The organism is Burkholderia sp. JPY481 (assembly GCF_038900515.1).
GTDB lineage: Bacteria > Pseudomonadota > Gammaproteobacteria > Burkholderiales > Burkholderiaceae > Paraburkholderia > Paraburkholderia youngii.
Genome location: NZ_JAYMRT010000002.1, coordinates 538,872 through 558,367, shown reverse-complemented (window position 1 = coordinate 558,367; position 19,496 = coordinate 538,872). Strand labels below are relative to the sequence as shown.

Genomic DNA, 19,496 nt, shown 5'->3' with positions numbered 1-19,496 from the left:
GAGGAAGAGCGTGGCTCTTCCTCTTTAATGATTTCCGCGTTCCCGGCTTCCCGAGTCGCGATCGCCGGCCTTGCTTAGTCGTACAGCACGGCTGCGATCTTCGGATCGTTTATGTTGGTCTTGTCGTACCAGTAGAAACCGGTATCGATCTTCTTCGGCAGCTTCTCGCCATGCAGTGCCTTGACCGCCGAGTCGACCGTGCACTTGCCGATACCGACCGGATTCTGCGTAATCGCGCCGGCCATCAAGCCCGACATGATGTTGTCCTTCTGCTCCTTGCCGGAGTCGAAGCCGATCAGCACGAGTTTCTTACCCGACTCCTTGATGCCAATCGCCGCGCCATCCGCGGAACCTTCGTTCGCGCCGAAGATGCCCTTCAGGTTCGGATTCGCCTGGATCATGGCCTTGGCGATTTCCGCCGACTTCAGGTGGTCGCCGGCGCCGTATTGCACGGAGACGATCTTGATGTTCGGGTGCTTCGACTTGATCTGATTGACGAAACCGTCGCGACGATCGACACCGGTGCGGCTGGTCTGGTCGTGCACGATCACACCGACTTCGCCGGAATTGCCGATGAACTCGGCCATCTTGTCCGCGGCGAGCGCGGCGGCGGCGACGTTGTCCGTTGCGCAGGTCGTCAACGGAATATCGCTGTCGACGCCAGAGTCGAATGCGATCACCGGAATCTTGTCGTTCTGGGCGCGCTTGAGCAAGGGGATGGCCGCTTTGCTGTCGAGCGCCGCGATACCGAGCGCCTGCGGTTTCTTCGCTAGCGCGGCCGACAGCATGTCGATCTGCTTGTCGACCATCGCTTCCGTTTCCGGTCCCTCGAACGTGATCCTGACGTTGTTCGCTTTCGCGGACTGCTCGGCACCCAATTTGACGGCTTGCCAGAACTGATGCTGGAAGCCTTTCGAAATAAGCGGAATATACGGCTCATCCGCATACGCGAGACTGCTTCCGCCAACGAGCGCACCGACACCGACCACGATACCGATTAGTCTTCTCTTCAACATGGGGCCTCCTCCAATGGTTGGGCTTTCAAGCCGCTATCGAGCTTTCGAGGGAGCCTTCACGTGCCCTCTCTCTGCTGCTCCTGCGTTCCCTGCTTATTTGCTGCTTCCTTGCTGCTACATCAACTTCCCCGGCTGCGCCGCAGGATGTCCGCGTACACCGCCAGAATGATGATCAACCCCGTCACGACGATCTGCCACTCCTGCGCGACCGACATGATGCGCAGCCCGTTGGTCAGCACGCTCATGATGAAAGCGCCGATGATGGTTCCGAGTATCGTGCCCGAACCGCCGCTCAACGACGTGCCGCCGATCACGACTGCGGCGATCGCATCGAGCTCGTAGCCCTGACCGAGCGCCGGCTGCGCGGAATTGAGCCGCGACGCGATCAACAGACCCGCGATGCCGCAGATCGCGCCGCCCACGCCGTAAATTGCGATCTTCCAGCGATCGACATTGACGCCCGAGAGCCGCACCGCCTCTTCATTGCTGCCGAGTGCGAACGTATAGCGGCCGAGCGCGGTGCGATTGAGCGTAATGGAACTGACGATCGCGAGAAAGAACAGGATCAGTACCGCATTCGGAATCGGCACGCTCGGCAGAAAATAGCCGATCAGCGAGTCCTGGGAAATACGGTAGAAGTTCTCGGTATCGGTGAAATAGATCGGCTTGTCGGCCGACACGACGAGCGAAAGCCCCTTGAGCAGCATCATCATGCCGAGCGTCGCGATGAATGGCGGGATCTTCATTTTCGCGGTCAGCGTGCCCGAGATCGTGCCGCACACCGCGCCCGTCGCCAGTGCCGCGAGTACGCCCATCCACATCGGCAGATGCCAGTACGTGAGAAATACACCGCAAATCACGGCGGTGAACGTCATCAACGTACCGACCGACAGATCGATACCGCCCGTGATGATCACGAACGTGGCCGCGATCGCCAGCACGCCGTTCACGGCAGTCGCCTGCAAAATGCCGAGGATGTTGTCCATCTGCATGAAGGCCGGTGACGCGAAGCTGAAGAACACCAGCAGCAGAATGAGGCTCGCGAACGCGAGCATCTTTTGCACGGCGGTTGGCGCAAAGATTCGCGCTTTCAGCCCGGAAGTGCGCCGTTCGTTGTCCAGCGCCGCGGTATCCGTTTGCATTGTCATGTCATAGACCTCTTCAGGCTTGTGCCGTTTTCAGGGATTCGCGCTGCGTCGCGAGATGCATGATGCGCTCCTGCGTCGCTTCGCTGGCAGACAGTTCGCCGGTAATGCGCCCTTCGCACATCACGACGACGCGGTCGCTCATGCGCAGAACTTCGGGCAGCTCGGAGGAGATCATCACGATCGCCTTGCCTTGCGCCGCCAGCGAGCGCAGCAGCTTGTAGATTTCGCTTTTCGCGCCGACGTCGATGCCGCGCGTCGGTTCGTCGAAGAACAGGACATCGCAATCGCGCTCGAGCCATTTCGCAATCACGATCTTCTGCTGATTGCCGCCCGACAGGAGCCGAACCTGCTGCGTCGCCGAAGGCGTGCGAATCGCAAGCAGCTTGATGAAGTGCTGCGCTCTTTTGCGAATCTGCCCGCTGCGCAGGAACATATTGAGCGACAGGAACTTGCCGAGATCGGACATCACGATGTTCGATTCGACATCCATTCCCGTAGCCAGGCCGAAGCGCTTGCGATCTTCCGACAGGTAGCCGATGCCACGCTTGACCGCATCACTGGGCCTTTTGATCGACGCCTTCACGCCCTTCACAAAGATCTCGCCCGATTCGATCGGGTCGGCGCCGAACACCGCACGCGCGACCTCCGTACGGCCCGCACCCATCAAGCCGGCAAAGCCGAGTATTTCGCCCTTGCGCAATTCGAAACTGACGTCGCGCACGAGCGGACCCGCGACGAGATTCTTCACTTCGAGTGCGACTTCGCCTTTTACCGGCGCGCTCTCGACCGGCGTCATGTCGCCCAACGTGCGTCCGACCATCATGCCGATGATCGTCTGGACGCTGGTGCCCTCGGTCGGCACGGTGGCCACATACTCGCCGTCACGCATCACGGTGACGCGATCGGTGATCTGCTTCAGCTCGTCCATCTTGTGCGAGATATAGACGACGCCGACGCCGCGCTCTCTCAATTGACGGATGATCCGGAACAGCTCGGCGATCTCGGCATCGTTGAGCGCGGAGGTGGGTTCGTCCATGATCAGCACGCGCGAATCGAAAGACAGGGCTTTCGCGATCTCGACCATCTGCTGACTCGCGACGGTCAATGTGCCGACTATCGTGCGCGGATCGAGCTTCACGTGCATGCGGGCCAGGATCTCGCGTGCCTGCGCATTCAGCTTGTCTTCGTCGAGGAACAGACCGAGACCCTTGCGCGGCTCCCGGCCGATAAAGATGTTCTGCGCGATGCTCAGATGATTCATCAGTTGCAGTTCCTGATGAATGATGCCGATGCCGACCGCTTGCGCGTCGCGCGGACCTTGAAAGTCGACGGGTTTGCCGTCGAAGAGAATTTCGCCGGAATCGCGCGTATAGACGCCGGCAAGAATCTTCATCAGCGTAGACTTCCCCGCGCCGTTCTCGCCCATCAGCGCGTGGACCTCGCCGGCCATGAGTTCGAAGCGGACGTCATGAAGTGCTCTTACGCCCGGAAAGCTCTTGCAAAGCTTGTTGACGGAAATGAGTGGGTTCATGTGCTGATCTGTCGACGGCTGCCTATATCACCAACGCTTTTTCGGTGGAGCTTCTTACGACTCGACAACGGCTTTCATTGCAGCTTTCATTCAAGGCGCGAACAGGTCGGGCCTCTCTTTTGCGGACCGGTGCAATTCGGCGACCACCTGGTCGAGATGATCGTGCATCGCTTTGGCCGCCGCATCGCCGTCGCCGGCGCAAAGGGCCTTGAAGATGCTCTCGTGCTCTTCCAGCGTATGCACGAGCCGTTCCGGACTTGCGAGCAATTGCCGCGCGCGATCCAGCGCATTGCGCGACACCGCGACGATTTCCTTCACGCGCGGCAGCTTCACCGCGTCGAGCAGGATTTCATGGAAAGCCAGATCGAGCGCATGAAACGCCAGACGTTCACCACTTCCAGCCAGACTGCGCTGCTGGTCGAGATTGCTGGCCAACGCGTCCAGCGTCGCCCGGTCGTGCATTCGCGCCACGCCGCGCACCGTCTCGACTTCCAGTGCGCTGCGGATGAACAGATGCTGGCGGATGTCGTCGAGCGCAATCGGTTTGACGCGCGTGCCGCGCTGCGGCAATACCTCGACGAGACCCGCATGCGCAAGCCTTGCCAACGCGGACGACACCGGAAAGCGCGACACGCCCATCCTTTCGCACACGGCCATCTTGTCGATCATCATGCCGGGTTCCAACGCCAAGGTAACAATCGCTTCTCGCAACGCCGCCTCGACCGCGTCGGTCAAACTGCCGCGCTCGCCGCCGCCAACTTTTTGCAGTGCGACATAAGGACTGCCGGCGGCATTCTCCAGTTCGGCTGACGAGTTCACGGAGGCCTTGATTTCGAGAGAACATGCTAGCATGCTAGAAAGTGAATGCCGCGTTGTCAACGCGTACAAATGCCTGGGGAATACCTAGGGATGCCTGGTATCTGGGAACCGAGGGCTTACCCGTACACGCGGCAGAAACGCGCGCATGGAGACGTGCGCAGGTAGCCGATCCGTCTGCGTCCGCAGACGGACAAGCCGATAGCCATAGCCCCGGAGGGTGCGCAGATGACGACGATCACAAGGCTGTCCGTTCGGGACATCCGGTTCCCCACCTCACGTTCGCTGGACGGTTCGGACGCGATGAATGCCGCGCCGGACTACTCCGCCACCTACGTCACGCTCGAAACCGACACGCCGAATCTAACCGGCCACGGCCTCACGTTCACGATTGGCCGCGGCAATGAAATCTGCGTGACTGCCGTGAATGCACTCACGCCGTTGATCGTCGGCAAAAAGCTCGAAGATATCGCCGCGAATATGGGCGCTTTCTGGCGTGCATTTACTTCGGATAGCCAACTGCGCTGGATCGGCCCGGACAAAGGCGCGATTCACCTTGCCACCGCGGCGGTCGTGAACGCGGTGTGGGACTTGTGGGCAAAATCCGTCGGCAAGCCGGTCTGGAAGCTGCTGGTCGACATGACTCCGGAAGAACTCGTGCGCTGCCTCGACTTTCGCTATGTGACCGATGCGATCACACCGCACGAAGCACTTGCGATGCTGCATCGTCATGCGAAAACCAAAGGCGAGCGTGAAAAGGAGATGCTCGCGCATGGCTATCCGGCCTACACCACTTCGGCGGGCTGGCTCGGCTACGACGACGAAAAGATTCGCCGGCTCGCGCGCGAAGGCGTCGCGCAGGGATGGACGCATTTCAAGCAGAAGGTCGGCGGCGACCTGGAAGAAGACGTGCGGCGCGCGCGCATTCTGCGCGAAGAGATCGGCGAGAACCTGAAGCTGATGATGGATGCGAACCAGGTATGGGACGTCGATGAAGCGATCGCGAACATGCGTCGTCTCGCCGAGTTCGACCCGTGGTGGATCGAGGAACCCACCAGTCCCGACGACATCCTCGGTCATGCGGCGATTCGCCGGCGGCTCGGCTCGATCGGCGTCGCAACCGGCGAGCATTGCCACAATCGCGTGATGTTCAAGCAACTGCTGCAGGCGCAAGCCATCGACTTCTGCCAGATCGACAGTTGCCGGCTCGGCGGACTCAACGAAGTGATCGTCGTACTGCTGATGGCCGCGAAGTTCGGAGTGCCGGTGTGCCCGCATGCGGGTGGCGTCGGCTTGTGCGAGTACGTGCAGCATATTTCGCTGTTCGACTATATCTGTGTGTCGGCGTCGCTCGAAAATCGCGTGCTCGAATATGTCGATCATCTGCATGAGCATTTCGTGGACCCCGTGGTGATCCGCAACGGGCACTACATGCCGCCGCAACGGCCGGGCTATAGCATCGAGATGATTCAAGGGACGTTGGACAAGTACTGGTATCCGGAAGGCGCGGCGTGGCAGGAATGAAGGTCGACGGTAAGGGTTCTAATTGCGTCGCATCAGGCGTATAACGGCAGACTTCGCTCACGCTGTTATCGCCCGATTCGATGCGCACCGCCCGACCCTTGCCGCCTCTGCTTTCGCTGCGCGCCTTCGAAGCCGCCGCGCGCCACCTGAGTTTCAGCCGCGCGGCGCAAGAACTGTTCGTCACGCAAAGCGCGGTGAGCCACCATATCCAGAAGCTCGAAGCCGATCTGGGTATCGCGCTATTCGAGCGCCAAACGCGCGCGATTGAACTCACCGGGACCGGCCGCGCGTACTATGCGAAAGTCCACGCGGCGTTCGAACTGCTGCGGCTCGGCACCAGCGAAGTGCGCGCATTCTCCACCGAACGCAAAACGCTGAACGTGGGCCTGCTGTCTTCATTCGCGAGTCGCTGGCTCGCGTCGCGTCTGCATACGTTCCCGCTCGCGCATCCGGACATCGAACTGCAATTGCGGCCCGACATCGCACTCGCCGATGTGCCGGGCGGCGAAGTCGACGTGGCGATTCGTTATGGACGCGGCGGCTGGCCGGGTGTCGCTTCGCAAAGGCTCATGTCCGAGCGTCTTTCGCCGGTGTGCAGTCCGTCGCTGCTTGCCGGCAGAAAGCGTCCGCGCAAAGCACTGGACCTGCTGCGTTTCCCGCTGCTGATTTCGTATTCGACGCATTCGTTCGAATGGGAAGCATGGTCGCGTCATGCCGGCCTCGCTCTCGGCGACGCGCAACGCGTGCAATTGCATGACTACAACATCGTCGTCGAAGCGGCGCTGGCCGGACAGGGCATCGCAATGGGCCGCCATCGGCTGATCGCGCAGCAGCTCGCGCAAGGCTCGCTGGTGCCGGCATTGCCCGACGCGGTGCTCGACGATCCGCGCATCGGCTGGTGGCTCGTCACGCGCAAAGGCAAGCTCGACGCCGCCGCGACCGCGTTCCGCTCGTGGATCATGCAAACGGCGCAGCAGGACCGGCTCGGCTGAACGCATTAGTTTGGCTCATGCGTCGGGCACGATAATTCGTTGGTCGGGTGCGGCGCGAATCGATAGCATCGAAGCTTTCCCGTCACTAACACGGTACCCTTCCGATGACCTCCTCGATTAGCTCCCGCGCCGCCAGCCTCGGCCTGACGCTCGAATCCGCGACCGCACCCGCCGCCAATTACGTGCCCTTCGTGCAAGAAGGCAATCTGCTTTACATTTCCGGTCAGATTTCGCGCAACAACGGACAGCCTGCATATCTCGGGCGTCTCGGCGACAATATCAGCGACGCCGAAGGCGCTCAGGCCGCGCGGCTGTCTGCGCTCGGTGTCGTCGCGCAGATCGTCGCGGCGACAGGCGACCGGCTTGAACGCGTGGCCCGTGTTGTGCGCCTGAACGTGTTCATCGCGAGCACACCGGCATTCACTGCGCAGAGCACGGTTGCCAATGGTGCGTCGGACGTGATGGTGCAAATCTTCGGCGACGTCGGCCGTCACGCACGCAGCGCGGTCGGTGTCGCGTCGCTTCCGGCGGGAGTCGCCGTCGAAGTCGAAGCGGTTGTCGCATTGAAGAATGCCTGAATTCCACTCATACACTCGGAGCCGCCAATGTCCTCTCCGCTGTCGCCCGCAGCCATCGACGCAATACGTGCCCGCACACCCGGTGTCCTCAGTACCACGCATTTCAATCATGCGGGCGCGTCGCTGCCGTCGGCCGCCACGCTCGAAGCGATTCACGTGCATCTGTTGCGGGAAGCGTCGATGGGACCCATGGAAGCAGGCGCGGCTGCCGGCGAACAGACCGAGCGGGCGCGCACGCTCGCCGCGCGACTGCTTAACGCTCAGCCTGCCGAGATCGCACTGACGACCGGCAACTCGTCGGGATGGGGCGCAGCTTTCGCGGCGTTTGGTCCGTGGCGCGAGGGGCAACGCATCCTCGTCGCGCGGCACGAATGGGGCGGCAATCTCGCGACGATGCGTCTTCTGGCGCAGCACGCGGGCGCATCGATAGAGACGATTCCTTCCGATGCCAGCGGCAGGGTTGATCCTCGCGCACTCGAAGCGATGCTCGACGACCGGGTCCGACTGATTGCACTCACGTGGCTGCCGGCCAATGGCGGACTGATCAATCCGGCTGCCGCGATTGGGCAGGTAGCGCGCCGTCACGGCATTCCGTATTTCATCGATGCGGCGCAGGCCATCGGGCAACTGCCGATCGACGTCGTCGAAGTCGGCTGCGATGTGCTGGCGGGCGTGGGCCGCAAGGCACTGCGCGGACCGCGCGGCACCGGACTGTTATACGTCCGGCGGGATTTTCTGCCCCGCTTGACGCCGGCCTTCGTCGACACTTATTCCGCGCCGCTCGACGCCAATGGCGAACCGGTACTGCGCGACGATGCCGCGCGTCTCGAATCATCGGAAGCGTCGATTGCACTGCATTGCGGATTGGCGAATGCATTGGACGAAGCGCTGGAAATCGGCATCGACAACATCCGCGCGCAGATCGATCGGACCGCGCAGACATTGCGCGAGCGGTTGGCCGCGATGCCGGGCGTGTCCGTACTCGACCAGGGTGTCGAACGATCCGGTCTGGTGTCGTTCAACGTCGCCGGACTCGACGCCATGTCGGTGCGACGCGCATTGGCTGCGCAGGGCATCACGATCGGCTCGAATGGCGTCGCATATACACCGTTCGATATGACGATCAGAGGGCTGACGCAGATCGCGCGCGCATCGGTTAGCTATCTGACCACCGACGCCGAAGTTGATAAATTGCTGGCTGGAATACGGACGTTGACGCATTGAGTACTGTACTCAATGCAAACTTTGCGTCGGTCAAGTGAATAGAAGCGTCTCTTTCAACCCTCTCGCCCGCCCACGACCATGAACTCCGCCTCATCGCACCGCCTCGATTTATCAAGGTTTCCGCGCCACGCGCTTCTCGAAGGCCCGACGCCAATTCAGCACCTTGCGCGTCTGAGCGCTCGCCTCGGCGGCGCGGACATCTACGTCAAACGAGAAGATCTGACGGGACTGGGTGGCGGCGGCAACAAGCTGCGCAAGCTCGAATTCCTGATTGGCGAAGCGCTCGCGTGTGGCGCGGACACCATCATTACCGTCGGCGCACGTCAATCGAACCATGCGCGCCTGACGGCGGCCGCGGCGGCTCGCGTCGGACTTCAATGCGAACTGGTGCTGACGAGAGCCGTGCCCCGTTCCGATCACGACTACATGGAGAACGGCAACGTGCTGCTCGATGCGCTATTCGATGCGCGCGTACATGATCTTCCCGGCACGGCCAACGCACTGCAATTCGCCGAGGAACGCGCGAGCGAATTGCGAGCGCAGGGCCGTAACGTGTATGTGTGTCCGTTGGGTGGTTCGAGCCCGGTCGGCTGCCTCGGCTATGCAGACTGCGCCGCTGAAATCGTCGCGCAATCGCACGCGCAAAACGTGGCTTTCGATCGCATCGTGGTGCCGAACGGAAGCGGCGGCATGCATGCGGGACTGGTTGCGGGTTTTGTTGCGCTGGGCCTCGATCCGTCACGTCTTGCCGCATTCACGGTGTATGGGAATGCCGGCCATGCGCGCACGGTTACTTTGGAGAAAGCGAATCAGACGGTTCGACTGATCGATCGAAGCCTTAGCGTGAGTGATGACGCGATCTCGATCGACGAAGCGCAGCTTGGACCCGGCTATGGCATTCCGACCGATAACATGCGCGCTGCGGTTCGGTTGATGGCAGCGACGGAAGGTCTACTGCTTGATCCCGTGTATAGCGGCAAGGCATTTGCGGGTGTCGTCGAAAACGTGAATACGGGCAAGTATTCTGCGGGACAGAAGATTCTATTCGTGATGAGCGGCGGGCTTCCGGGGCTATTTGCCTATCGGAACGAGTTCTGAGCGATGAAAGTGAGCCGCAGAAGAAGCAGAGACAACGCGATGGTCTGGTACGGGCCGCCGTTGTCTGAAGAAAGCGCGAAGCGCTTGAAGATTCGAACCGACGATTCGAAATGGTGCCCAGGGCGGGATTTCAGTTCCTTATCTGGCGGTGCTGCGACGACCCGTGGGTAATCCATGGGTAATCCACACGCCAATTGGGGAACCCAAATGAAATCCGTAATCTTCGCTTTGATGCTGTTCGCATCCCTTTCCGCTCACGCCTCGACCGCTTCGGCCAACCATGGCCACCACGGTGGCGGCAACAATGGCGCAGTCGGCGCCGCCGCTGGCGCATTCGGCGGCTCGTCGAGTTCGTCAGCCGGCGCAGCGGCGGCCGGCGCAAGCGGCATGGGCGGCAGCTACTGGTCGCCAGATCCGAATGCCTCGCTGATCGACGGCTATCAACCTTGGCCCCAACGGGAAATGAAGCAGTTCCAGAAACCGTAGGAACGCGGCGGCTATAATTGGCGCCCTATCCCTTACACCACATTACGACGATGATTACAAGAGACGACGTGGTTTCCGCATACCGGCTCATGCTTGAGCGCGAACCGGAAAACGAGCAGGCTATTGCATCGTGGGTCGAACGGTGCGACAGCACTTACGATCTCGTTATGGGTGTCTCCGGTTCTGAAGAATTCCGGGGTCGCGCGCCGCATCGCAGGATCAGCGGCGAGTCGAGCACAAATCTCAGTCCGCGAGCGGTGGCATGGCTAAGGGATCTCGATGGGATAGAAGGATGGCTATCGCCGACGGCGGCGCTCATGTCCGCAGCGCTGGCGCAGTATCAGGCCGGCAAAGGCTATCGCGGCCACATCGCGGAGATTGGGGTCTATCACGGGAAGTATCTGACTGGGCTCGCCACGGCGGTTCAGACCGGTGAGAGCGCCATCGCCATTGACGTGTTCGACGAGCAGGCGAAGAACCTGGATCTGAAGGGATACGACGAAGTCGGCTCGTCAGCGATTCACAGCCTGACGGAACGGTCATTCCTGGAGAATGCGCGGAAGTACTGCCCGGATGCTCCTGTTCGCATCATCAAGCGGTCATCGCTCGACGTGAAGCCGGCAGACATTCTGGAGATGGGCCGCGTGCGGTTTTTCTCTATTGATGGCGGCCACACGCGCGACGTGCTGTTGAACGATCTGGCGCTCGCGGAAGCGACGCTCACGCCAGAAGGCATCATTTCGATCGACGACATCCTGAACCCGCAATGGCCCGGCATCATAACCGGAGCCGTGCGGTTCATGGATGGCCCGACGAAGCTGCGCCCGGTCGCATTCATCACGAACAAGCTGCTATGCGCTTTCGAGCCGTTCGCGAAGGAATACCGGGATGTGTTGCTCGATATCGCGCCGAAAGCGCTACAGCGGCGCGACGTCGAGTTCTCCGACCATACGGCCGATCAGTACGTCGAGGCCTGACCTACGACAGCGCGGCAATCACGCGCTCGATTGCATGGTCGCGCGCGTTGGGAAACGGCAGCAGCGGCGTCCCGATGCGCGTGAGCAGCGCGGCGTGCTGCCAGCCGAGCGGGACGTCTGGAACAACGTCGTTGCCGTTGCGGTAGAGATGCAGCGGCACGCCCTCCAGCAGCGTGCGCACGCCGACACCGGGACTGACGCGCGGCGGCTCGAACGCATACACCGCGAGCGGCTGCTGCCCGTTTAGCATCAGCGAGACAGCGGCGCAGATCGCGATCGCAGCGCCGAGGGAGTGACCGACGAACGTCACCGGCTCGCCGCTAATCGCCGCTGTCACGTCGCCCGCGATAGCCTGCCATGCCTGCCAGAACCCGCGGTGCACGTCTCCGGCGCCGTCGACGGCCGTCGGGACAGCATCGAGATCCGTGAGCCAGCAGGCGACGTTGTCCGTTCCCGGAAAGGCCACGACGAGCCCGGCTTCGGTCTGGCGCACGATGGCGCGCGAGGCGCTATCCGCTTTGCCGATGTCCGGCGCCGCGGTATAGGCCTCGCTGGCCAACAGCGCGAAGTCGCGCGCGTTCATTACTGGCTCGCGGCTGCTCGTGCCGAAGCGGCTGCGGGCGCCGTGGGTTGGCCATAGACCTGCAGGCCGATCGCGAGCGTCGTGTTGACGAGCGTCAGGATGCCGCCGACCTGCTGGATCTGCGCCGCAGTGATGCCGGGTAGCGATGCAAGCGCCTTGATAGCCGCAGGCAGCGTCGTATCCGACAGCGTCTGCACCGACGTCGGATCGATCGAGGCATTCGCAACGCAGAGCGCCTTCACACCGTCGATCGCCGCGTCGACCTTCGGATTGAGCGCATACAGCGCGGTCACGTCATCTGCGACTGGATTGAACACCGAGCAGGCCTTCTTCACCTGAGCGTTGATCGCGGTCGCGGCGCTTGCGACCTGAGCCTGTTGAGGGGGCGTGCAGCCGGCGAACATGACAAAGCAAGCGGACAGGGCCAAGCCTGCCGCAATACGCAGCATCTTCATGGTGAGTTCCTTCGGGAGTGGTGAGGGAGGGTTACTGCTTCGGGGTGTTGCGGGCGTTGATGAGATTGACGACGTAGTGCGCGGCCGTCAGCACGATTGCGCCCATGGTTCCAGCAACTTCAGAGGGAGGCGCCGGGAGCTTCGCCGCCTGGCAGATCCAGACGATGCAGCCGCCCAGCATTGCACCGGTAACGGCCGATGCGCCCGTTGAAACGGGTGAGGTCTGATTCATTGCGCGGACTCCGGTTGAGGTTGAACCTCCTTTGAGAAATCGGCTCCGAGCGTGAACAGCGCGCGCTCGGCATTGCGCCGGCGCAGCAGGCCGGCCACGACCTTCCCGTCGCACTGGTCCCACTTCTCGAACTCGTCGATCGCGCCTTGGATGTCGTTCGTGTTCAGCTTCGCGAGCAGCGTCGAGCGCTGGAAGTTGCCGATGCCGCAGTTGAAGGTGAAGTCGACGAGGGCGTCGAACTCATCCTGCGTCAGGCCGACCTTGACCAGCAGGTTCACTGCGTTCTCGGCGGCGGAGACGTCATCCATCAGCCAATCGATCGCCTGTTCCTGCGTGCAGACCATGCCGGGATGCACGGCGACGGTATGGCCATAACCTATCGTCCAGATACCGCCCTCGTCCTGATATGCGGTATCGCGGAACCCCTCGAACTGCTCGGTCAGGTGCAGTCCGTCCTGTGAGTACTTCATTGCTGTTCTCCTTCGGTGAGAATCTTCAGGAGGCGTTCATCGGCCTCCTTCATGGAGCGCATGAGCGCGAGCTGCTCGGCGTCGCGCTCGCGCGCCGCTTCAGCCATAGCGAGCAGGCTTTCGAGCATCTGGCGCATCTGTTCGGCGATGCGTTGCTGCATCTCCGCAGCCTTCTCGGCCATCATCGTGAGTACTGCACTCGCGATCGAGGCTTCGATCGACAGCGTCAGGTTTGTGGCGCCCCAGTCAGCGTCGTAGCCGCGCACGAAGTGCAGCACCAGCGAGACACCAATGAACGTCACGAGCGCAACAAGGAATACGCGGGGATGGCGAAACGAGAGATACAGGCGCGAAAGGCTAGGCATGATGCATTCCCCACCAGACCTGAAATGCGCCGGTCAGCACCTCGAGCACGAACAGCGCGACGACGAGCCAGTTAAGGCGCATCCCTTCGGCGTGCTTCTCTTCTGCGCTCTCGTCTGCCTCTGCGGACTCCAGCGCATCGAGTCGCTGATCGTGGAAGTCAAGCCGACTTTCGAGCAGCTCGAGGCGGCCTTCCGTGATTTCATCCATGGTGCGAGACGAAGAGAGCCACGATTGGCGCGATCAGCGCGGCTGCCGCGATCAGCAGGCCGATCTTCGCGGGGATCGAGCTGTGCGCTTCCTTCAGCTGCTGGTAGAACGTCTCGTTGATGTCTTTGCGCAGCGCGGCGACGTCGTCTTTAGTCGCGACCTTGGCAACGGCCTCACGCAACTCGCCGATGATCTCGTCATGGCGCGTGACGCGCGCGTCGAGCTTTTCAATAGCGCCGTCCGCAGCGTCCTGACGCGCGCGCAGTTCTGCAATGAGCATGGCCTGATCCATTAGAACCCCGTTAGCTGGTAGGTTGAATAGTGAACGCGTCAGCGGTAGCGCCTGTGCGAATAAGATTGGCGACTGCACCGCTCAAAAACCAACTGCCAGAACCAACATATGGAACTCTTGCCGAAACGCCGCTCGAGTGATTTGTTATCAGAATCGGCCCGGTCCAATTTGGAGTAGTGTTAAAACTTATATCTGTCTCGTTGACGCCAAAATCGGTTCTAATAAAGGCGATAGTCCCGCCAAAAAATGGCGCATTCGATATAAACGCGACGTTCACATTATTAGCTGAAGTGGTCGCCAGGTTGCCGTCAAACCGACCCGTCTTGCCAAGCAGATCGCTAAAGCTCACCGGCAATCCGCTTTTCTGCGCGAGCGCGAGCACCCACGCGTGATTCATCGATAGTGGCAGCGACAGCCCAAGTTCGGTCGCGACCTGATCCATGCGCAATGGAAAACTCGCCGGCAGCGTCATTTCGCCTCCACGAGCGCGCGCAGACGAACGACTTCCTTCGCCAGCTCAACGCACGCTGCGAGAGCGGCGTGGCCGTATGCAACGGAGAGCATCCCTTTAGCGTCCGACAACACCGCTTCAGGGAGAAACGCGTGCAGCGATTGCGCGCCGACGCCGACCTGCCGTTCGTTCGTGTCGACGCGGGTATAGGTGCCGCTCTTGAGCCCCGCCAGGCAGTCGAGAAAGTCAGGTGCAAGCTGTTCCCAATCGCACTTGAGGCGTTCGTCGGAAGACGCGGTGAGATTGCTGCCGCTGAGAGTTCCGGTTGCCGTCGTATTGCCGCTGTCGTCTATGGTCAGAAGGCCCAGATTGTGGGCGCTATTGACGATCTGAAAGACGCCGTTGAGAACCGTGAGGTATTTATTCGGCGCCGTGGCACCGTTGCCGATCATTTTGATGTGCGCGCCGATCGAGTCGGTCGCACCGTTGATCGTCAATGTGCTGTTGCCGTTGCCCGGTTCATTGAGCGTCAGCGTCTGCAACGAGAAGTTCTGGTGCAGCGCCGGATTGACGATATGGATATCGACTTCGGACAAGCCGCTGTCGAGCGCTCCGGAATCCCAGGTCACCCCGACCGCTGTAGACGACGTGTAGACGACTGATGCGATCGTCCCGTAGATCGCGCCAGCGGTCACAATAGCCCGAACGCGGCGCCCGACCGTGAATGTCTGACGCTGGTCGCCGGCCGTAGAAAATACTGTGCTGCTCACGTAGGACAGCGTGAAGCCGTAGTTCAGCCATTCCGGCGCTGCAAACCATACCGCGACGTCGGCCATCATCTGCCGCGCGCTGTCGTTGACGGTCGACGGCGCTTGACCTTCCGCCCAATTTATCGATCCGGCCGTCGCGTTATTGGCCGGCGTAGTGGACCACTGAGACATCGCCATTTCGGATCACCTATAATGAAAAACCCCGCACGCGGCGGGGTTCGGAGGTTTTAATGCACGACGTTCTGATCGTCGGACTGGTCAAGCTGGGCATCGTGGCGCTCGTGTCATTGGTTGGGGGCATTCTGGAAGCCGCCAAGAAGCCCGTTCACGGCGGCTGGACGACCGTAGTTCAGGAGCCCTTGCATACGCGCGCCTGGAACCTGCTGACCCGCCGCGGCGGCACGAGCGTCGAGGTACGGCAGAACCGTGTCCGGGTTCATCAGAAGACCCGTTAGCCGGTCCTGAAGCCGGTTCCCTACCATCTGGCCAATCCTGTTCCCACCGCCGAGAATCCCGAGTCCCACCATTGGATGACCAAGCGCGAACGCGCCGATCGCGCCAGCCGCTTTCCCTACGTTCCCCGCACCACCGAATGTCGGCCCGTAAAGCTGCCGCGCGAGCCAACCATTAGCCGCGAGGTTGTATGCGGTGTCGCTGCCGGGTGACTTGATCGAGTTCGAGACCGTCGCGCGCTGCAGGTCCTGGCCGATGCCCTGAAGCGTGTTCAGCGCGTTCGCGTCGATTCCATATGTCGCCGCGTTGCCGGTGCTCATGGCCCGCGTAAGCGCGCTGCGGAACGGCATCATCTGGATTTCGGGAGCGCCGCCGGCATTCATCGCGCGCGTGCCGAGGCCGTTGGCGATTTGCTGGCCGACCTCCATCGTGTTGATCGGCACGCTACCCTGCGCGTATGCCTGCTTCGCAGCCTGAACGCCAGGAATGTAGCGCTGCGTCCAGTTGTCGACGTTGCTCTTGAGCGCTGACAGCGACGCCGCGCGCGAGGTCGCACCATTGCGTTGCGCGTCACTGATCATGTCGCCGAGCGCGCGCGAGGTGTAATCGAGCGCGGAGCCGTTGATCTGACGACTGCCGCCTTGCTGCGGCCACACTGGCGGTACGCCACGCCCCACAGCGGCATCCAGAGCGGCATTCTGCTGCGCCGTCTGCATGGCCTGCTGCATCTCGGGGATCTGCGCGTAGCGCATGAACGCGGGCCCGACGTTCGTTGTTGCCTGGTGCGCCTGCTGATAGAGCGGCGTCGCAGCGGCGTCGCGCGCGGCCTGCGCCGCTTCTATCGCGGTCTGAGGCGTAGATGAAGCCGCCGCTATAGCTTGCCAATGCGGATCCTGCGCAACGCCCATAAGCGCCTGCCAGCGCGCGTCGTTGTTATCAATCGCCCGCTGCGCCATTGCCGTCTTGAAGGCGGGAATGTTGCCGGCCGCCTTCTCCGTTTGCACCATGACCGGCGTTTGCGCCACTTGCGCGGTGGTCGGCACGCTGCCGGGAACGAAGGTCTGCGCGCTGCGGATGTTCTGCGCCGCCGTCGCGGCTTCCGCCGGATCCATCGCGCCGGCCAGCCCTTCGCCGACGAAGCGCCCCGGCTGGATGACCGGGCGCGCGACGTTCCACACGCCGTTGCCTACCGCACGTGCGCCAGCAGCGACGAGCGGCGTCGCGGCGCCGAGCACACCCCCGAGACCAGCCTGCTCGGCCTTCTGCGTCCAGAAGTTATCGCCCGGATTCTCGACCGGCATCATCGACGCGCCTGCAGCGCCTTGTGCCGCGCCAAGGCCGAGACGGCCAGCCATCGACAGCCCGGCATACTCCGGGCCGACCATCATCGTCGGCGCGGTGCCCGCGATCTGGCCGGCCACATTGCCGACGCCAGTCGCGATCGGGTGCGCGGCCTCGGCCGCTGCCGTGCCGCTCTTGATCTGCCCGAGCTGCCAGTTCGCGTCGTTGTTCAGGTAGTTGCCGGCGCGCTGGAGCAGGTTCTGAGGCTGCTGCCCAGTGATTAGCCCAGACATCGTTGGCGCGGGCGCGAACATGTTCCCGACTGCGCCGATCCCCTTCCCGGCCAGTTGCTCGAGGCCCGCGACGGTGTTGCCAAGCCCTTTGCCGAAACCGATCAACCCTGATGCAAGCATGCCGGGCTGCGAGGTCGGCGCAGTGGTCGTTTGCGCGGCTCGCGGTGGTGGCGCCGCCGGTTGTGCCGCAGGTGCGGACGCGCCGAGATACGAGTCGAACGACTGCGCAGGCCCCTTCGCAGGCGCGGCGAGGTAATCGTCGAACGCGCTCATTTCAGCATCCCGGCGTTGAACAGCGTTTCGAATGCCGGCTTCAGCGCAGGATTGGCCTTCACGGCCGCTTGAACAGCCGCTTGCTGTTGCGGCCCAGTCATCTGCATGATGGGCGCAATCGTCGGCATCATCTCCGGCTTCACCGTCGTATCGAACTGATTGGCCAGTCCCGTATAGGCTTTTGAGTCACCGGACTGAAAGAGCGGCGTCATCACATTGGCGCGTAGCGCAGACATCGCGACCTGGTTGCGCCCCTGCATGATTCCGTCCAGTTTTGCCTGCGTCGGCTTGCCAAATTCCGGGATCATTCGATCGAGGTTTGCGCGCGCCGCGTCGGTATTGTGGTCGCCCATTGCTGCGCCCCCTGCATTAATCAGGAATGCGCGCGTCTTGTCGTATTCGGCAGCGGCAGGCGAAGCATATGTCGCCGCGTCGGTGCTCATGAGCTTGCCTGTGAGCCCACCATTTGCAGCCCATCCCTGCCATCCTCCCGTTTTTGCAAGGTCGAGCAGGTGATCGTAGGCTTGCAGCACGGTCGGAGCGTTCTGCCGCACTCCCTGCATGTTCTGATAGTCATCTGCCATAACCTTAGCCGATGCTGCTTGCGCCTCGTTTGACATGGACGTCTGGCCTAGCGGAGGCTGCGCCGCCATCGGCCCGTGCGCGGGCGCTCCCTGCGCCGCTGGTGCGCCGCCGCCCATCGCGTTACGCCAGCCCGGCGTCTCGGTGTCGAACAGCGCCGGCAGGATGCGCGCGCGCGTCGCGGGGTCGCTGAGGTTGATCGGCTGATTGACGCCGACGCCGCTCGCGGCCGAGATCGCTGCGGCTTTCGCGGCCGGGTCATTGTTGCCATCGCCCTTCGGTGCCCATCGGTTGGCGATGCCCGCGATCGTATTGATGCCGTGCTTTGCTCCGTACGTCGCGAGCGTCTGATCAGCCGCATTGATGCCATCCTGCGGCGTCGCATACGTCGCGAACTGGCCGTCGGCTCCCTTGATGTTCCCGAAGTTGTTGTTGCGGATGCCCACCGGTACAGTCGGCGCCGCGCCGTTGCCGCCCGTGGCATCCGCGACGTTCGCGGTCGACTGGTAGACGAAGCCACCCTGGCCGCCGTTCGCAGTCGGGTCCCAGACCTGCTGAAGGTTGTATTGCGCCTTGCCGCCGGCTTGCGCCGCCGCGCTGCCGCGCACCGCCTCGGCGCCGCCTTGGACCGGAACGACGGACCAACTACCATCCGGCCCCTGCTGGTTCATGTAGCCCGCCGGCGCCGCTCCCGGCATCGTGACGAACCGGTTGCCGATCAATACACCGCCGCCTGGGCGGATCGACAGCGCGTTGGTCTTCGCGAGCGCATCAGCGTTGGCCTGCTGGATCTGCGGCCCGGTCATGCCTGCCTGCGTGCCCATCTTCGTCGCGTCGGTCGGCAACTGCGCCTGCAGCGTCGGATCGTACTGCGCGGCCATCTTCATCATTTCCGCGCCGACCGGCAAGCCCGCGAGAGACAGTGCATAGCCCTGCCGCCAGAGTTGCTGCGGCGAGTTACCGAAGATCGAGCCCGCGGCGCCCTGCGGAGCGGCCGGATACGCCGCCTGTGCGTTCTGCGCGGCCGCCTGCGGCATCGGTGCGGCAGAGCCCATGCCGGCCATCAGACCGGACATCGGGCCTGTGTTGCTCGCACCGGTGACGGCCGGCGACGGCGTCATGGTCGGCGCGCTCGCCGGTTGGCCACCTTGACCGCCCAAGGCTCCCTGAAGCGCCTGCATCATGAGCATCTGCCGCTGGTTCTGCACCGCGTTACCGATGCCCTGCTGCAGGCCCTGAACGCCGCTGCCCAACGCCTGCCCCATGCTGACCGGGATGCGCGAAGGGCCAGAGGCCGCGAGAAGCCCCTGACCGAGTCCGAGCAATCCAGCCGTCTGCGGATTGGCGTAGAGACCCATCAGACCCGCGCCCTGCGATCCGTCGAAAAGATCTGCCATG

Annotated in this window: 22 protein-coding genes; 7 read left to right on the top strand and 15 right to left on the bottom strand. The window is 62.4% G+C overall.

Annotated features, from left to right (window positions below; translation table 11 throughout):
• Positions 1–74: 74 nt before the first annotated feature.
• The 4 genes from VSR82_RS07995 to VSR82_RS07980 all read right to left on the bottom strand — a co-directional run bounded on the left by VSR82_RS07995 (position 75) and on the right by VSR82_RS07980 (position 4,547).
• On the bottom strand, positions 75–1,016 hold the full coding sequence (locus tag VSR82_RS07995) for an ABC transporter substrate-binding protein (RefSeq protein WP_368583036.1): 942 nt from the start codon (positions 1,014–1,016) through the stop codon (positions 75–77).
• Positions 1,017–1,135: 119 nt separating this feature from the next.
• Entirely contained in the window at positions 1,136–2,164 is a 1,029-nt protein-coding gene (locus tag VSR82_RS07990) for an ABC transporter permease (RefSeq protein WP_013092574.1), read from the bottom strand.
• A gap of 13 nt (positions 2,165–2,177) precedes the next feature.
• Complete coding sequence (locus tag VSR82_RS07985) at positions 2,178–3,695, bottom strand: sugar ABC transporter ATP-binding protein (RefSeq protein WP_368583040.1); 1,518 nt, start codon at positions 3,693–3,695, stop codon at positions 2,178–2,180.
• Positions 3,696–3,785: 90 nt separating this feature from the next.
• On the bottom strand, positions 3,786–4,547 hold the full coding sequence (locus tag VSR82_RS07980; RefSeq protein ID WP_368583041.1) for a GntR family transcriptional regulator: 762 nt from the start codon (positions 4,545–4,547) through the stop codon (positions 3,786–3,788).
• A 192-nt stretch (positions 4,548–4,739) separates the two neighbouring features.
• Between VSR82_RS07980 and VSR82_RS07975 the strand changes: the two genes are divergently transcribed.
• From VSR82_RS07975 to VSR82_RS07945, 7 genes are all read left to right on the top strand, one after another.
• Positions 4,740–6,035 (top strand): L-fuconate dehydratase, encoded by a 1,296-nt coding sequence (locus VSR82_RS07975; RefSeq protein ID WP_429456072.1) that lies wholly within the window; start codon positions 4,740–4,742, stop codon positions 6,033–6,035.
• 80 nt (positions 6,036–6,115) lie between these two features.
• Positions 6,116–7,027, top strand: coding sequence for a transcriptional regulator GcvA (gcvA, locus tag VSR82_RS07970; RefSeq protein ID WP_368583044.1), 912 nt, complete (start codon positions 6,116–6,118; stop codon positions 7,025–7,027).
• Positions 7,028–7,131: 104 nt separating this feature from the next.
• Positions 7,132–7,605, top strand: coding sequence for a RidA family protein (locus VSR82_RS07965; protein ID WP_429456073.1), 474 nt, complete (start codon positions 7,132–7,134; stop codon positions 7,603–7,605).
• A 27-nt stretch (positions 7,606–7,632) separates the two neighbouring features.
• Positions 7,633–8,829, top strand: coding sequence for an aminotransferase class V-fold PLP-dependent enzyme (locus tag VSR82_RS07960; protein ID WP_429456074.1), 1,197 nt, complete (start codon positions 7,633–7,635; stop codon positions 8,827–8,829).
• A gap of 78 nt (positions 8,830–8,907) precedes the next feature.
• On the top strand, positions 8,908–9,927 hold the full coding sequence (locus VSR82_RS07955; RefSeq protein ID WP_410850196.1) for a D-cysteine desulfhydrase family protein: 1,020 nt from the start codon (positions 8,908–8,910) through the stop codon (positions 9,925–9,927).
• A 207-nt stretch (positions 9,928–10,134) separates the two neighbouring features.
• On the top strand, positions 10,135–10,413 hold the full coding sequence (locus VSR82_RS07950) for a hypothetical protein (RefSeq protein ID WP_498857618.1): 279 nt from the start codon (positions 10,135–10,137) through the stop codon (positions 10,411–10,413).
• A 17-nt stretch (positions 10,414–10,430) separates the two neighbouring features.
• A complete protein-coding gene (locus VSR82_RS07945) occupies positions 10,431–11,390 on the top strand; it encodes a class I SAM-dependent methyltransferase (RefSeq protein WP_498857617.1) in 960 nt (319 codons plus the stop codon).
• A gap of 1 nt (position 11,391) precedes the next feature.
• Here the strand turns inward: VSR82_RS07945 and VSR82_RS07940 are convergent, their stop codons facing one another.
• The 11 genes from VSR82_RS07940 to VSR82_RS07890 all read right to left on the bottom strand — a co-directional run bounded on the left by VSR82_RS07940 (position 11,392) and on the right by VSR82_RS07890 (position 19,495).
• Complete coding sequence (locus VSR82_RS07940; RefSeq protein WP_498857616.1) at positions 11,392–11,973, bottom strand: lipase family protein; 582 nt, start codon at positions 11,971–11,973, stop codon at positions 11,392–11,394.
• Positions 11,973–12,428: a hypothetical protein gene (locus VSR82_RS07935; RefSeq protein WP_498857615.1), complete on the bottom strand. Its 456-nt coding sequence runs from the start codon at positions 12,426–12,428 to the stop codon at positions 11,973–11,975. The genes VSR82_RS07940 and VSR82_RS07935 overlap by 1 nt, the downstream gene beginning before the upstream one ends.
• Positions 12,429–12,459: 31 nt before the next feature.
• Positions 12,460–12,660 (bottom strand): hypothetical protein, encoded by a 201-nt coding sequence (locus VSR82_RS07930; RefSeq protein WP_184142631.1) that lies wholly within the window; start codon positions 12,658–12,660, stop codon positions 12,460–12,462.
• The gene (locus VSR82_RS07925) at positions 12,657–13,130 is read right to left on the bottom strand and encodes a lysozyme (RefSeq protein ID WP_498857614.1); all 474 of its coding nucleotides are present in this window, start codon (positions 13,128–13,130) and stop codon (positions 12,657–12,659) included. The genes VSR82_RS07930 and VSR82_RS07925 overlap by 4 nt, the downstream gene beginning before the upstream one ends.
• The gene (locus VSR82_RS07920) at positions 13,127–13,408 is read right to left on the bottom strand and encodes a hypothetical protein (protein ID WP_498857613.1); all 282 of its coding nucleotides are present in this window, start codon (positions 13,406–13,408) and stop codon (positions 13,127–13,129) included. The genes VSR82_RS07925 and VSR82_RS07920 overlap by 4 nt, the downstream gene beginning before the upstream one ends.
• A 79-nt stretch (positions 13,409–13,487) precedes the next feature.
• On the bottom strand, positions 13,488–13,703 hold the full coding sequence (locus tag VSR82_RS07915; protein WP_498857612.1) for a hypothetical protein: 216 nt from the start codon (positions 13,701–13,703) through the stop codon (positions 13,488–13,490).
• Complete coding sequence (locus VSR82_RS07910; protein WP_498857611.1) at positions 13,696–13,995, bottom strand: hypothetical protein; 300 nt, start codon at positions 13,993–13,995, stop codon at positions 13,696–13,698. Before VSR82_RS07910 ends, VSR82_RS07915 begins: the two co-directional genes overlap by 8 nt.
• A 10-nt stretch (positions 13,996–14,005) precedes the next feature.
• Entirely contained in the window at positions 14,006–14,467 is a 462-nt protein-coding gene (locus VSR82_RS07905; protein ID WP_498857610.1) for a hypothetical protein, read from the bottom strand.
• Entirely contained in the window at positions 14,464–15,285 is an 822-nt protein-coding gene (locus VSR82_RS07900; protein WP_498857609.1) for a tail fiber domain-containing protein, read from the bottom strand. Before VSR82_RS07900 ends, VSR82_RS07905 begins: the two co-directional genes overlap by 4 nt.
• Before the next feature lie 215 nt (positions 15,286–15,500).
• Positions 15,501–17,516 carry a hypothetical protein gene (locus tag VSR82_RS07895; RefSeq protein ID WP_498857608.1) on the bottom strand — a complete coding sequence of 672 codons (2,016 nt, stop codon included), beginning with the start codon at positions 17,514–17,516 and terminating at the stop codon, positions 15,501–15,503.
• Positions 17,513–19,495, bottom strand: a complete 1,983-nt coding sequence (locus tag VSR82_RS07890) for a hypothetical protein (RefSeq protein WP_498857607.1) — start codon at positions 19,493–19,495, stop codon at positions 17,513–17,515. The genes VSR82_RS07895 and VSR82_RS07890 overlap by 4 nt, the downstream gene beginning before the upstream one ends.
• Between the last annotated feature and the right edge of the window lies 1 nt (position 19,496).

What these genes read in the sequence shown, in the direction of transcription:
- VSR82_RS07910 (WP_498857611.1), bottom strand. Translation starts at nt 13,995, where the DNA reads ATGGATCAGGCCATGCTCATTGCAGAACTGCGCGCGCGTCAGGACGCT.
- VSR82_RS07935 (WP_498857615.1), bottom strand. Translation starts at nt 12,428, where the DNA reads ATGAAGATGCTGCGTATTGCGGCAGGCTTGGCCCTGTCCGCTTGCTTT.
- VSR82_RS07955 (WP_410850196.1), top strand. Translation starts at nt 8,908, where the DNA reads ATGAACTCCGCCTCATCGCACCGCCTCGATTTATCAAGGTTTCCGCGC.
- VSR82_RS07930 (WP_184142631.1), bottom strand. Translation starts at nt 12,660, where the DNA reads ATGAATCAGACCTCACCCGTTTCAACGGGCGCATCGGCCGTTACCGGT.
- VSR82_RS07915 (WP_498857612.1), bottom strand. Translation starts at nt 13,703, where the DNA reads ATGGATGAAATCACGGAAGGCCGCCTCGAGCTGCTCGAAAGTCGGCTT.
- VSR82_RS07895 (WP_498857608.1), bottom strand. Translation starts at nt 17,516, where the DNA reads ATGAGCGCGTTCGACGATTACCTCGCCGCGCCTGCGAAGGGGCCTGCG.
- VSR82_RS07980 (WP_368583041.1), bottom strand. Translation starts at nt 4,547, where the DNA reads ATGCTAGCATGTTCTCTCGAAATCAAGGCCTCCGTGAACTCGTCAGCC.
- VSR82_RS07965 (WP_429456073.1), top strand. Translation starts at nt 7,132, where the DNA reads ATGACCTCCTCGATTAGCTCCCGCGCCGCCAGCCTCGGCCTGACGCTC.
- VSR82_RS07940 (WP_498857616.1), bottom strand. Translation starts at nt 11,973, where the DNA reads ATGAACGCGCGCGACTTCGCGCTGTTGGCCAGCGAGGCCTATACCGCG.
- VSR82_RS07900 (WP_498857609.1), bottom strand. Translation starts at nt 15,285, where the DNA reads ATGATGGCCGACGTCGCGGTATGGTTTGCAGCGCCGGAATGGCTGAAC.
- VSR82_RS07995 (WP_368583036.1), bottom strand. Translation starts at nt 1,016, where the DNA reads ATGTTGAAGAGAAGACTAATCGGTATCGTGGTCGGTGTCGGTGCGCTC.
- VSR82_RS07905 (WP_498857610.1), bottom strand. Translation starts at nt 14,467, where the DNA reads ATGACGCTGCCGGCGAGTTTTCCATTGCGCATGGATCAGGTCGCGACC.
- gcvA (WP_368583044.1), top strand. Translation starts at nt 6,116, where the DNA reads ATGCGCACCGCCCGACCCTTGCCGCCTCTGCTTTCGCTGCGCGCCTTC.
- VSR82_RS07960 (WP_429456074.1), top strand. Translation starts at nt 7,633, where the DNA reads ATGTCCTCTCCGCTGTCGCCCGCAGCCATCGACGCAATACGTGCCCGC.
- VSR82_RS07925 (WP_498857614.1), bottom strand. Translation starts at nt 13,130, where the DNA reads ATGAAGTACTCACAGGACGGACTGCACCTGACCGAGCAGTTCGAGGGG.
- VSR82_RS07950 (WP_498857618.1), top strand. Translation starts at nt 10,135, where the DNA reads ATGAAATCCGTAATCTTCGCTTTGATGCTGTTCGCATCCCTTTCCGCT.
- VSR82_RS07985 (WP_368583040.1), bottom strand. Translation starts at nt 3,695, where the DNA reads ATGAACCCACTCATTTCCGTCAACAAGCTTTGCAAGAGCTTTCCGGGC.
- VSR82_RS07990 (WP_013092574.1), bottom strand. Translation starts at nt 2,164, where the DNA reads ATGACAATGCAAACGGATACCGCGGCGCTGGACAACGAACGGCGCACT.
- VSR82_RS07975 (WP_429456072.1), top strand. Translation starts at nt 4,740, where the DNA reads ATGACGACGATCACAAGGCTGTCCGTTCGGGACATCCGGTTCCCCACC.
- VSR82_RS07890 (WP_498857607.1), bottom strand. Translation starts at nt 19,495, where the DNA reads ATGGCAGATCTTTTCGACGGATCGCAGGGCGCGGGTCTGATGGGTCTC.